The sequence below is a fragment of the Streptomyces oryzae genome, assembly GCF_017676365.1.
GTDB classification, from domain to species: domain Bacteria; phylum Actinomycetota; class Actinomycetes; order Streptomycetales; family Streptomycetaceae; genus Streptomyces; species Streptomyces oryzae.
The window spans coordinates 1-12,144 of the sequence record NZ_JADKMA010000221.1 but is presented as its reverse complement, the minus strand read 5'-3'; the positions used below and the strand labels follow the sequence as shown (position 1 = coordinate 12,144).

General features: G+C 73.1%; 11 protein-coding genes. 5 read left to right on the top strand and 6 right to left on the bottom strand.

Translation table 11 applies throughout. The annotated features are described in order from the left end of the window. Together ITI46_RS29835 and ITI46_RS29830 are read left to right on the top strand one after the other, a co-directional pair. The coding region (locus ITI46_RS29835) for an ATP-binding protein (protein WP_209243041.1) at positions 1–1,271 on the top strand (1,271 nt) is incomplete at its 5' end. Continuing rightward, the gene (locus ITI46_RS29830) at positions 1,268–2,026 is read left to right on the top strand and encodes a LuxR C-terminal-related transcriptional regulator (protein ID WP_209243040.1); all 759 of its coding nucleotides are present in this window, start codon (positions 1,268–1,270) and stop codon (positions 2,024–2,026) included. The genes ITI46_RS29835 and ITI46_RS29830, both read left to right, overlap by 4 nt. A gap of 32 nt (positions 2,027–2,058) precedes the next feature. Here the strand turns inward: ITI46_RS29830 and ITI46_RS29825 are convergent, their stop codons facing one another. The 4 genes from ITI46_RS29825 to ITI46_RS29810 form a co-directional block, all read right to left on the bottom strand. Continuing rightward, the gene (locus tag ITI46_RS29825) at positions 2,059–2,961 is read right to left on the bottom strand and encodes a polysaccharide deacetylase family protein (protein WP_209243039.1); all 903 of its coding nucleotides are present in this window, start codon (positions 2,959–2,961) and stop codon (positions 2,059–2,061) included. Positions 2,962–3,158: 197 nt separating this feature from the next. After that, positions 3,159–3,710 carry a hypothetical protein gene (locus ITI46_RS29820; RefSeq protein WP_209243038.1) on the bottom strand — a complete coding sequence of 184 codons (552 nt, stop codon included), beginning with the start codon at positions 3,708–3,710 and terminating at the stop codon, positions 3,159–3,161. Further along, entirely contained in the window at positions 3,707–4,027 is a 321-nt protein-coding gene (locus ITI46_RS29815) for a helix-turn-helix transcriptional regulator (RefSeq protein WP_247746796.1), read from the bottom strand. The genes ITI46_RS29820 and ITI46_RS29815 overlap by 4 nt, the downstream gene beginning before the upstream one ends. A 90-nt stretch (positions 4,028–4,117) precedes the next feature. Continuing rightward, positions 4,118–5,053, bottom strand: a complete 936-nt coding sequence (locus ITI46_RS29810; RefSeq protein WP_209243037.1) for an NADP-dependent oxidoreductase — start codon at positions 5,051–5,053, stop codon at positions 4,118–4,120. Between the two features lie 165 nt (positions 5,054–5,218). Here ITI46_RS29810 and ITI46_RS35615 point away from each other — a divergent pair, with 165 nt between their 5' ends. Together ITI46_RS35615 and ITI46_RS29800 are read left to right on the top strand one after the other, a co-directional pair. Then, entirely contained in the window at positions 5,219–6,535 is a 1,317-nt protein-coding gene (locus ITI46_RS35615; RefSeq protein ID WP_307808376.1) for a helix-turn-helix transcriptional regulator, read from the top strand. A gap of 82 nt (positions 6,536–6,617) precedes the next feature. Next, positions 6,618–7,799, top strand: coding sequence for a hypothetical protein (locus tag ITI46_RS29800; RefSeq protein ID WP_209243036.1), 1,182 nt, complete (start codon positions 6,618–6,620; stop codon positions 7,797–7,799). A 40-nt stretch (positions 7,800–7,839) separates the two neighbouring features. Here the strand turns inward: ITI46_RS29800 and ITI46_RS29795 are convergent, their stop codons facing one another. Beyond that, a complete protein-coding gene (locus ITI46_RS29795) occupies positions 7,840–9,033 on the bottom strand; it encodes a hypothetical protein (protein ID WP_209243035.1) in 1,194 nt (397 codons plus the stop codon). Between the two features lie 104 nt (positions 9,034–9,137). Beyond that, positions 9,138–10,724: a glutamine-hydrolyzing GMP synthase gene (gene guaA / locus ITI46_RS29790; protein ID WP_209243034.1), complete on the bottom strand. Its 1,587-nt coding sequence runs from the start codon at positions 10,722–10,724 to the stop codon at positions 9,138–9,140. Positions 10,725–11,014: 290 nt separating this feature from the next. Here guaA and ITI46_RS29785 point away from each other — a divergent pair, with 290 nt between their 5' ends. Further along, the gene (locus ITI46_RS29785; protein ID WP_209243033.1) at positions 11,015–11,317 is read left to right on the top strand and encodes a chorismate mutase; all 303 of its coding nucleotides are present in this window, start codon (positions 11,015–11,017) and stop codon (positions 11,315–11,317) included. The last annotated feature ends 827 nt before the right edge of the window (positions 11,318–12,144 follow it).

Genomic DNA, 12,144 nt, shown 5'->3' with positions numbered 1-12,144 from the left:
AACCGCCCCTGCGCAAGCTCTACCGCAGCGCGGAGGGGCGGCTGCTGGGCGGGGTGGCGCGGGGACTCGCGGGGCATCTGGGGCTGCCGGTCTCCTGGGTGCGGATCGTCTTCATCGCGCTCAGCCTCGCCAACGGCCTGGGAGTGCTGCTGTACGCGGCGTTCTGGTTCGTGGTGCCGCTCGGCACGGGCGGAGTCGGTGCCGGGCACCGCACCGCAGCGGCCGGACTGTCCGAAGTGGTCACCGACCGCGACGGGCTGCGCCGCCGCTTCCTCCGCAAGCCCGACAAGGGCCAGCTCATCGCGGTACTGGCGCTGATCGTCGCCATCTTCATCACCGCGGACAACCTCCAGTTCGGCGCCGCCAACACCTATCTGTGGCCCGTCGTCCTCATCGGCGTCGGCGTCGCACTGGTGTGGCGGCAGGCCGACAACTCCCGCCGCGCCCACTGGGCGGAGGTCAGCCGCCGTACGCGCCTGCTGCCGATCGCCCGCAGCGCGGCCGGTGTCGCGCTGGTCGCCGTGGGCGTGACCGGCATCGTCGTCGTCCAGGGCTCGGTCAGCCATCTGGGCTCGGTCCTCCAGGCCGCGCTCGCCGTGCTGGTCGGCATCGCGCTGATGGCGGGCCCGTATCTCGTACGGATGATGCAGGATCTGTCCGAGGAACGGCTGATGCGCATTCGCGCGCAGGAGCGGGCCGAAGTGGCCGCGCACGTCCACGACTCCGTACTGCACACCCTCACCCTGATCCAGCGCAGCGCGGACAAGCCCCGCGAGGTGGCCCGGCTCGCCCGCGCCCAGGAGCGGGAGCTGCGTGCCTGGCTCTACAAGCCGGCCGACACCGCGGGTGCGGCGGCCGAGGAGGAGGACGAGCCCAAGACCCTCGCGGAGGGCGTCAAGGCCACGGCGGCGGAGGTCGAGGATCACCACGGGGTGCCCGTCGAGGTGGTCTGCGTCGGTGACTGCCCGCTCGACGAGGCGCTGGGCGCCCAGCTTCAGGCGGCGCGCGAGGCGATGGTCAACGCCGCCAAGTACGGTGGCGAGGGCGGCGCCGTGCAGGTCTTCGCCGAGGTGGAGGGGCGTACCGTCTTCATCTCCGTACGGGACCGCGGGCCGGGCTTCGACCCGGACGCCGTCCCGGAGGACAGGATGGGCGTACGGGAGTCCATCATCGGCCGGATGCGGCGCAACGGCGGCACGGCACGGTTGCGCACAGCGCCGGGCGAAGGCACAGAGGTCGAGCTGGAGATGGAGAGGGCGGCGGAGTCGTGACGGACGAGGCGACGGGTAACGAGCAGCAGGGCGACGGCGGCAGCGGCCCGCAGAGCGGCGTCACCCCCCAGGGCGGTGACGCCACCGATGGCCGCCGCCGGGTCCGGGTCGTCCTGGTGGACGACCACCGTATGTTCCGCGCGGGCGTCCAGGCGGAGATCGGCCGCACCGAGGAGACGGGCGTGGACGTCGTCGGTGAGGCGGGCGACGTCGACCAGGCGATGACGGTCATCGAGGCGACCCGCCCCGATGTCGTCCTGCTGGACGTCCATCTGCCGGGCGGCGGCGGTGTGGAGGTGCTGCGCCGCAGCGCGCCGCTGATGGGCGACACCGAGCAGCCGGTGCGCTTCCTCGCGCTGTCCGTCTCGGACGCCGCCGAGGACGTCATCGGCGTCATCCGCGGCGGCGCACGCGGCTACGTCACCAAGACCATCACCGGCGACGACCTGGTCGGCGCCATCTTCCGGGTCGCGGACGGCGACGCCGTCTTCTCGCCCCGCCTGGCGGGCTTCGTCCTGGACGCCTTCGCCTCCACCGACGCCCCGCCGGTCGACGAGGACATGGACCGCCTCACCCAGCGCGAACGCGAAGTCCTGCGCCTGATCGCCCGCGGCTACGCCTACAAGGAAGTCGCCAAACAGCTGTTCATCTCCGTCAAGACAGTCGAGTCCCACGTCTCGGCGGTGCTGCGCAAGCTCCAGCTCTCCAACCGCCACGAGCTGACCCGCTGGGCGACGGCGCGGCGGCTGGTCTAGCCACACGCCAGCCCCCGGAAGGACCGGGCCTCTCACGACTGGGGGCGCACGCAGGTGTAGCCGTCGGCTTTCAGCAGAGGCAGATAGTGGTCGACCGCGGCGACCGTCTGGGGGCGGGGGCCGCCGCCGTCGTGCTGGAGGACGATGGCGCCGGGGGTGGCCCGGTCGGTGACGGCGCTGACGATGCGGGCGGTGCCGGGGCGGGTCCAGTCGCGGGTGTCCACCGACCAGCCCATGGGTTCCATCCCCAGGTCGGCGCAGACCTTCAGGGAGGGAGGGTGCCAGGCTCCGTAGGGGGCGCGGCACCAGCGGGGCGGGGTGCCGACGACGCGGTCGATCAGCTCACTGGTGCGGCCCAGGTCGTCGCGTACGTCGGAGGGGCGCATCCGGTTCAGCGGGTGATGGGCCCAGGAGTGGTTGCCCACCACGTGGCCGTCGGCTGCGATGGCGTGCAGCAAGCCGGGGAAGGCGGCGGCGTTCTCGCCGACGACGAAGAACGTGGCCTGCACACCGTGGCGGCGCAGCACTTCGAGCAGCCGGGGGGTGTTCTCGGGGTGCGGTCCGTCGTCGAACGTGAGGGCCAGTACGCGTCGGCCCGCTGCCGCGGGGAGCGTGCTCTCCGCCCGGGTGTGGACCGGGGGGTGGGCCGCCGGTTCGCCCATGGAGGTCTCCCCGGCGAGGGGGCGCAGGCGGTAGCTGTCCGGGGCAGCACGGGCGAGATGCGGTGCGCTGCCCGTGCGAGCGGCCTTTCGCGCCCCCGGCCGGGCGCCGGGGGCCGGTCCCCCGGGCGCTGGCGACCCGGCGGCACGGCCGCCACCAGCGGCGTCTTCGCCGGTGAGGGCGGCAAGGCCGACGCCCACGATCCCCGCCGTACCGACACCGAGACCGACGCACAGCAGAGCCCTGCGCGAAACAGTATGACTATCGGATCGCATGACTTTTGGTTAGCACCGGCACACGGCAGGCTCCGGGAGCCGCGCGCGGGCGGTTCCCGGAGTCCCCTCGAACGGAGCAGAACCGAGCACACCGGAGCCGCTGTCCGACGGCTCCGGCGGGCCGCCGACGGATCAGATCGGCGAGTCGGGCTGGCGAGTCAGGCCGACGGATCAGATCGGCGGATCAGGCCCGCGGATCAGGCCCCCGCCTCGACCTCGTCGTCCTCCGGCTCGTCCTGCACCCGCAGGGCCGCGATCCACAGCGGCAGCAGCCGGTGCAGCGCCCAGACGAGCAGCCCGGTGGTGGCCAGCGGGACGGCGAGGTCGGCCAGGGAGGTGTCCGCGAGCCAGGCGGCGTAGAAGCCGAGCAGCGCGGCGGTCAGCACCCAGGAGTTGATGCGGTGCGCCCTCGCGTGCACCTCGCCGCGCTCGGCCACCTGGCGCTCGTCCAGCAGCCGCACCCGCAGCTCCAGCAGCCCGCGGGTCATGGAGTTGAGGAACCCGGTGAGCGGGACCCAGGCGACGAGTGCGGCCAGCAGGGCGGCCAGTGGCCACGGCGACGCCCAGGCATAGGCGCCCACCATGCCCGCCAGTCCGACGGCTGTCGCCGCCATGTGTGCCACCACGATGCGGCGGCGCGCCCCGCGGGTGGCGTGGAAGCGCTTGGTTCGCGCGTCGTTCATGGTCTTGAGCAGCCACGTGTCGTAACGCGTGGCGGATGTGCCCGAAGCAGGAGCGCTGGAGCTCATGTGGTGGTCCTCCCCGTGGTGCGTGCGCTGGTGCGTGCGGTCGTGCGTGCGGTCGTGCCAGCCGTGTCCGGGCCGTTGTCGGTGCCGTACACCTCGTCCGTGAGCGGGCGGAACGGCTCCAGGGAGAACAGCGCCTCCACCGGCAGCCTGAAGTAGGCGGCGATGCGCAGTGCCAGATCGAGGCTCGGGTTGTACTGCCCGCGTTCGATGTAGCCGATCGTCTGGTAGTGCGCACCAACCGCTTCGGCCAGCGCTTGCCGGGACACTTTCCGTTCCGCCCGTACGACCGCCAGCCTGTTATGTACGCGCTCGCTCATGTATAAGAAGTACTACATCCAACAGCACACACGCAACATCACCGGCGCCCGGGAAGTCCTTCGCGGATAGCGGATCAGCGGATCAGCGGATCACCGAACCACCAGCACCAACTTCCCCCGCACATGGCCCGCTTCGCTCTCCCGCATCGCGTAGGCGGCCTCCGCGAGCGGGTAGAGGCGGTGCACCGGCAGCCGGAGCCCGTCCGCCATATGCAGCGCACTCGCCTCGGCCAGCGCCCCCGCGGGGTCGGGGCTCGCCTCGCTCTCCGCGAAGCGCACGCCGTGCCGGGCCGCTTCGGCTGGGTGCGTCATCGTGACGACGCGCTCGGTGCCGCCCGTCAGCTCGATGGACGCCTCGATGGCGCCGCCTCGCCCGGCGCCGTCGAGCGCCGCGTCCACCCCCTGCGGCGCGACGGCCCGCACCCGTTCGGCCAGCCCTTCCCCGTAGGCGACGGGTACGGCGCCCAACTCCCGTACGTAGGCGTGGTTGGGCTCGCTCGCGGTGCCGATGACCCGGATTCCGCGTGCCGCCGCGAGCTGGAGGGCGAGTGTGCCGACGCCCCCGGCCGCCGCATGCACCAGCAGGGTCTCGCCCGGTTTCAGGGCCAGCAGCCGGAAGCAGCGCAGCGCGGTCCCGGCCGCGGTCGGCACGGCTGCGGCCTCGGCCCAGCCGAGCTGGTGCGGGCGACGGGCCAGGCCGCCCGCCTCGGCCAGCGCGTGTCCTGCGTAGCTGCCGGTGAGCGTCCAGCCGAACACCTCGTCCCCGACGGCCAGTTCGCCGGCTTCCGGGCCGACGGACTCGACCACGCCCGCCGCCTCCAGTCCTGGCACGTGCGGCAGCGGCAGCGGGAACAGCTCCTGCATCGCGCCGCTGCGGATCTTGCAGTCCAGTGGGTTGACCGCGGCTGTCCGTACGGCGATACGGACCTGGCCGGGTCCGGGGTCGGGCAGTTCGACCTCCCGGGGGGCGAGGACGTCGGCGGCGCCGAAGCGGTCGAAGGCCATGGCGTGTGTGGTGAAGGGCATGCGGTGGCTGCTCCCTGGTCGCAAGGACGGTTCCGCACCGTCGGGCGGACGGCGCCGCACCACTGTGTGCCGGGCCGCGCCGCCGCCGGACCCGTCGGACGGCCGGCCGGCGCCTCTCCTCACGACCAGGCACGCCTGGCCCGGCGCCGCCGTACCGTGGGCCGGGTGGAACGCCGCTCGAGGAGTGAACGCCGCTGGACGAGCAGCGCGGACGCGCTGGACCGGGTGACGGAGATCGTGGCCGCGCCGCTGCCCCAACTGCTCCAGCGGACCTCGCGCGCGCTGCGCGTACTGGTGCCGCACACCGCCGCTGCGCAGCTCAGCGAGGTGTCCGCGTACGCGCCGAGGCAGGCCGCCGGCACGGACAGTGCGCTCGCGGCGCGTATCACCTCGGCCGAACTCGGGCAGCTCGCTGTCCGGGTGCCCGTGGGCACGCCGTGGCAGGGCGAGGCGGTGCTGGCGGGCGCGCCCCGCGCCGTGCTGGGCATCGCCTCGTCGCCGCCGGGAAAGGGCGGCGCGCTGCTGGCCCTCACCGGTCTCGGTGCCGAACCGGCCGCCGTGTCGGCGGAGGTGCTGGGCATCGTCCAGCGGGTCTGGGACCTGGTGACCGCCTACACCTACCAACTCCACGCCGACGCCCACCCGGAGCGCACCGCCGTCTCCCGTGCCGCCGCCGCGGCGCGGGCCACCGCCCTCGCGGAGCTGGCCGAGGCACACGGTGCGGCGCTCACCGGCGTGCTGGCCGCGCTGCGTGCGCCCGCGCTCGGCGACGCCGCGGCCCGCGCCACGGCCACCGAACTGGCCGTCGAAGCGCTGGCGGTGCTGCGGCGGGCGCCGTACTGGAACCGCGAGCTGAGCGAGGAGCCCGCCGACGACGCCTTCCACCGCGCGGCACGCGAGTTGCGGCCGCTGTTCCGGCACCACACGGCGCGGCTCGTGCTGCGCGCGCCGGGCAGCACGCGCTCCGTCCCCTCCGACACCGCGCACACCGCGCGCGCCGCCGTGCGGGCCGCCACACTGGCGCTGCTGGAGCAGGACGGGCTGGGCCGGGTGCATGTGGGGTGGTGGCTGGAGGACGGGGAGTTGCGCGCTGCCGTGCGGGACGACGGCCCGGGGCGGCTGCGCGCCGGGGAAGCCGTCACCGCGAACGTCACCGAACGTGTCGCGGCGCTCGGCGGCACCCTGCATGTGGACCCGGTGCCGGACTGGGGGACGACGGTGACGGTCACCCTGCCGCTCGTCCCCGCGCCGCAGCCGCCCCAACACCCCACCGACGTCACCCCGGAGGGGCTGCACTCACTCCACCCGCGCGAGCTGCACGTACTGGAACAGGTCGCTCTCGGGCGCCGCAACCGGGAGATCGCCGAAGCGCTGGGCGTCAGCGAGTCGACGGTGAAGTTCCACGTCTCCAACATCCTGGCCAAGCTGGGCGTGACCACCCGCGGCGAGGCCGCCGCACTGACCCGCGCCTGGGAACGCTGAGGGCGCCCCACCGCAACGGACCGACAGCGGCGGACGGACGGCCCCGCTCCGCCGGCCGCGCACGGACGGGTACCCTCGCCCGGTGTCTCTCCTCGGCCGGATACGCGGCGCCGTCGCCCCACGGCACGTTCTGTTCCTCGTCGTGGGCGGCGTACTGGCGCTCGCTCTCGTCGCCGTTCTGGTGCCCTTGCTGGTGCTGGACGGGGACGATCCGGAGGCGTGCAGCAAGGCGCCCGTCTCCGCCCGCGCGCTGGCCCGCGACCCCGAGCGGGCCGCCAAGGCGCTGGACCCGGGCCCGGACATCGCCCGTACCGCACCGCTCAAGCGTCTGCTCCACTCCACCGGCGCCCCGCTGTGCGAGGGCGCGGACGGTACGCAGCTCGCGGGCCGCGCCCTCGTCGCGGCGACGACCGGCCGCACCGTCGAGCACCAGCGCGAGCCCGCGCAGCCGCACACGGAGCGGCAGGCCCGCGTCGCACACGCCGCCGTACTGCTGCTGGGCGAGGGCACCAAGAGCTATCTGCCCGACTTCCCCCTCGGCCTGAATCCCTACCTCGCCCAGATGTTCGCCTCCTACATCCAGGACACCACCAGCGCGGTGGCGTTCGGCGCACCGCACGACTGGGTGCACCCCACCGCCACCGACGAGGAGGGCGAATACGGCGACGGCAGCGGCAACTGGGCCTCGCCCTTCCCCCAGGGCCACGACGTGCACGTCGTCTTCCCCGACCTGGACAGGGCCAAGAAGGTCGTACGCCGGGTGGCGGCCTCGCCGAGCGCTTTCGCCACGCTGTACGACGCCGAACGCGCCCGTTTCGCCTGGTATCTGGAGCGGCTGACCGACAGCGCGCAGGAGCCCCGCGACGACCCCGAGGACGGGGTGCAGTCCAGCGAGATGGAACTCGAACGCAGCGCCACGTTCGTCGCCGAGCTCATGGCCTCCCGCACGGTCGCCGTCAAGGACGGGCTCGCGCCCTCCCTCGCGGAGTTCGACCGCGCGGTGCTGCGGCACACCCGCGGCCTCTACCACCCCGCCGACCACCAGCTACGCACCCGGCCCTCCGCCGCCGCCCTCGCGCAGCGCCGCCCCGACGCGTCGGCCGGCAGCGGCAAGCGCGCCGCCGAACGGCTGATGGACGGGAGGGTTCAGCTCTTCGCGGTGTTCGACGCGTGGGCCAAGGAGCGCGGGGTGCCTGCGGGGCGGGCCGAGCGGCTCCGCCTTCAGATGGACGCGCGGTATGCCAACGCCCTCAACCTGCTCTGAGGGGAGCAGTTCCCCCCGCCCCTTCGGGGCGCAACCCAACTCAGTCCCCCGAAGGCAACCGCAACCCGGTACAACCACGCTCGGCGCTCTCCCTCTTCGCGAAGGAGGCGAGCATGTCCCGCATGGCGCGCCGGTCCAACTGCTCGCTGCTCAGGGCCTGCTGCCCGTCCGACTCATCGTCCGGGCGGCTGACTCCGATCTGGAAGCCGGCCGGCAGGCCCCCGCACCGTGCCGTTGCCCAGCCGGTTTCGTCGGTGAGCCACGGCCGGGTCCTTGACGCGTCCGCTCGCACACCGCTGAGGCCCGCCTGGCCGGACATCACCCGCTGCGACCACTCCCCGTACAGGCCGTAGAGCGAGATCACCGCGCTGTGCGATTCGCCGTCCTCGTCGCTGCCGGACGGCCGCACCAGACAACTGGTCATCGGGCCACGGCCCTTGGGGATACGCAGATCGACGGACCAGCCGCCGCCCCGGAAGGGGCCGCCTGCCAGCGCGGCGCACGGCGTGCCCGCCGCGCGCCGGGACGGTACGCCCTTGGGCTCCTCCTTCTCGATACCCCTCGCCGGTACGGGCAGCCGGTCGGTGTCGCAACCGAGCTTCTGGGCCGCCTTGTTGGCGACCGCCGCGCCGGCGCGGACCAGCTGATGCGGCTCGGAGCGGTGTCCGGCCAGCACGTTGACCAGGAGCCGCCCCGGGTGCCCTGCGGCGTCCTTGCCGCGCCCCGGGCACTCGGGCATCAGCGTCAGACCGGCCAGCCGGGACTCGTACCCGGGGAGCCCGGCGGCAAGGGCGCTCGCGGGGTGGACGCCGTCGTCCCTGAACTCCCGGACCAGTTCGCTGTCGACATCGTCGCGCCGGGTGTAGGCGCGGACTTCGAGTACCCGCTCGCCGTCCTCGTTCGCCACCTCGCAGGTGTAGCGCCCGAGGTCACCGTCGGTCTCGCTCTCGGACTTGGTCAGATGCGCGTCGGCGTCGCCGGTGGTGGCGCGCAGGGTGTCCATGCTGCCGTCAGGCAGCGCCCCGTCGCAGGCCCCCGACGTGATCATCTTGTCCTTCACCGTGGGCGTGACGGCCCATCCCACGCCGCCGAGCAGCAGCACACCGAGACCGCTCCACACGGCGATACGGGTACGGCGCCGCCGCCGGTCCGCGCGCTCCTGGAGGAGGCGCCACCGCTCGCGCCGCTCGTCCTCGGTCTCGTCCCGCTGTTGCTTGCCCTCCGCATCCGACACCACGGCACCGTATCCCAGCCCGCGCACCGGCCCGAACGCACGTGTGCCCCGCAGCAGAAGTGCGGGGCACACGGCCAACTGCGGGGCGGGAGCTCAGCGTCGGCTCACTCCCACTCGATGGTCCCCGGCGGCTTGCTGGTGACGTCGAGCGTGACGCGGTTGATCTCGGCGACCTCGTTGGTGATCCGCGTCGAGATACGGGCCAGCACGTGGTAGGGCAGCCGCGACCAGTCGGCCGTCATGGCGTCCTCCGAGGAGACCGGGCGCAGCACCACGGGGTGGCCGTAGGTGCGGGCGTCGCCCTGGACGCCGACGCTGCGGACGTCCGCGAGCAGCACCACAGGGCACTGCCAGATGTCGCGGTCCAGTCCCGCGGCCGTCAGCTCCTCGCGGGCGATGGCGTCCGCCTCCCGCAGCAGATCCAGCCGCTCGCGGGTGACCTCGCCGACGATCCGGATGCCCAGGCCCGGGCCGGGGAACGGCTGGCGCTGGACGATCTCGTCCGGCAGCCCGAGCTCCTGCCCGACCATCCGCACCTCGTCCTTGAACAGCTTGCGCAGCGGTTCCACCAGCTCGAATTCGAGGTCCTCGGGGAGGCCGCCCACGTTGTGGTGCGACTTGATGTTGGCCGCGCCGGTGCCGCCGCCCGACTCCACCACGTCCGGGTAGAGGGTGCCCTGGACCAGGAAGGCCACCGGCTCGTCGCTCGGCGCCTCGGCGACGATCTCCGCCTGCGCCTGCTCGAAGACCCGGATGAACTCCCGGCCGATGATCTTGCGCTTCTGCTCCGGGTCGGACACCCCGGCCAGCGCGTTGATGAAGCGGTCGGCGGCGTCCACCACCTTCAGCTGGACGCCGGTCGCCGCGACGAAGTCCTTCTCGACCTGCTCGGTCTCGCCCTTGCGCATCAGCCCGTGGTCGACGTACACGCAGGTCAGCTGGTCACCGATGGCCCGCTGCACCAGCGCGGCCGCCACTGCCGAGTCCACGCCGCCGGACAGTCCGCAGATGGCGCGCCTGCTGCCGACCTGGGCGCGGATCGCCGCCACCTGCTCGTCGACGATGCTCTCCGTCGTCCATGCCGGGGACAGCCCCGCACCCCGGTAGAGGAAGTGCTCCAGCACCTGCTGGCCGTGGGTGGAGTGCATCACCTCGGGGTGGTGCTGGATGCCGTACAGCTTCCGGCCGTCGTCCTCGAAGGCCGCCACGGGGACCAGGTCCGTGGACGCGGTGACGGTGAAGCCCTTGGGCGCCGCCGAGCAGGCGTCGCCGTGCGACATCCACACCTGCTGCGCGCCGGGGGTGCCCTCGAACAGCGTCGAGGACGGCTTGGAGACGGTCAGCTCGGTGCGGCCGTACTCCCGGCTGCCGGTGTTGTCGACCGTGCCGCCCAGCGTCGTCGCCATCAGCTGGAAGCCGTAGCAGATGCCCAGGACGGGGACGCCCGCCTCGAAGAGCTCACGGTCGATGGAGGGGGCGCCCTCCGCGTACACGGACGAGGGACCGCCGGAGAGGATGATCGCCTTCGGGTTCTTGGCGAGGATCTCGGCAGCCGGCATGGTCGACGGCACGATCTCGCTGTACACCCGCGCCTCGCGCACGCGGCGCGCGATGAGCTGGGCGTACTGCGCGCCGAAGTCGACGACGAGAACGGTGTCCGGAGTGCTGCTCGCGGACGGGTTGGAAGCCACGAAGCTGATGCCTTTCGGCGGTGAAGCGGGGGTTCACCACCGATGATAACGGGGCCCATGGGCTGCCGGCCCCGCCGCCGGAGGGTGGCATACTGGGCGCATGCTCATGCAGAACGTGTGGTTTAGCTATGGCACCGGCCCGGCCGGCTGCCATGGTCGTCGTTCTGTGTGAGAGAAGCCACATACGAACTTCCCCAGGAGCCCCGGGCCGGTCAGGCCCGGGGCTCCTGTGTGTTTCCACCCGGGCCGCCGGACCCCGCGGGTTCCGTGAACCGAGGAGCACACAGCAGATGACGACGAGCACCAGCACCGAAGCGGCGCCTGCGCCGGAGGCAGTGATCGCGGCCCAGCGCAGCCGCATCGACGCACTCGACGCCCGCCTGATCGCGCTCGTACGCGAGCGGATGGCCGTCTCCGAGTCCATCCAGCGGACGCGGATCGAGTCGGGCGGGCTGGGGGCACCCCCGGACGGAGTCCGGGGGAGCGTGCACCTGTCCCGCGAGATGGAAATCCTCGACCACTACAGCACGGAGCTGGGGGCCCCGGGCCGTGAGCTGGCCCGCACCTTGCTGCGGCTGTGCCGGGGGCACTAGGCGGTGAGAGGGGCGTGCCCCGAAGGGGCGCGGGGAACTGCTCCCCCAAGCTCTTCGAGCAGGGGGTGCCCCCACAAGCCACAACGAACCCGCAGCCCGCAGCGGACAGCAAGGGGCACCCCCTCCCCGGAAACAGCAAAGGGGCCCTCACCCGTACGGCGCGTGACCGGCCCGGAGGGCCTTCGTTGGACCCGGTGTCCCTGATCTCCGCCGGGCGCCTGGCGGCGAGCGGGGCGGCGTCACCGGAGCGATGAGACACCCGTCCTCCCCGGGAGGGGAGACGCCGGGCGTCGTGGGACCTCGCTCCGGTGCTGTGACCGGACGGCAGGGGACAGCAGCCCGGTCACGACAGCGGCCGGTCCCGGGGACGCTCTGGGCCGGCCGCTCCGCGGCTGTCCGAACCTCAGCGGGGCGCACAGGCCCCCTGCTCACACGGGCTCACACGGGCCGCGCACGGGATCTTTGCCAGAACCTGAAATCCCGCTTCGTCGAAATGGTTGCGCGCAGTGCGGCGTATCCAGGACGATGCAGAGAGCCGACGAACAAACCGCCTGACCACAAGGCCAGTTGGTGGACCGTGGCACTGTTCTGCCATTGGTTCGACCAATCCGGCGGCGCTTCCCCCGGTGCCGCCCTCAGCACAGGCGCTGCCCTGACGCCGGTGCTGACCCAAGGGCCCCGCGGCTGCCGCCACCCACCCGGCCGGCGCCCGGGGCCCTTCGTCGGAGCTCTCCCCCGACCACGGCTCCGGCCCCCGACACCGCCACGACCCCCCACAACAGGCGGCCGCCGGCCGATCCGGAACGGCCGGCAAGGGCAGCAGCCGA

Excerpts from the sequence above, each read along its gene's own strand:
- ITI46_RS29825 (WP_209243039.1), bottom strand. The coding sequence starts at position 2,961 with ATGCGATCCGATAGTCATACTGTTTCGCGCAGGGCTCTGCTGTGCGTC.
- ITI46_RS29820 (WP_209243038.1), bottom strand. The coding sequence starts at position 3,710 with ATGAGCTCCAGCGCTCCTGCTTCGGGCACATCCGCCACGCGTTACGAC.
- ITI46_RS29815 (WP_247746796.1), bottom strand. The coding sequence starts at position 4,027 with ATGAGCGAGCGCGTACATAACAGGCTGGCGGTCGTACGGGCGGAACGG.
- ITI46_RS29810 (WP_209243037.1), bottom strand. The coding sequence starts at position 5,053 with ATGCCCTTCACCACACACGCCATGGCCTTCGACCGCTTCGGCGCCGCC.
- ITI46_RS29785 (WP_209243033.1), top strand. The coding sequence starts at position 11,015 with ATGACGACGAGCACCAGCACCGAAGCGGCGCCTGCGCCGGAGGCAGTG.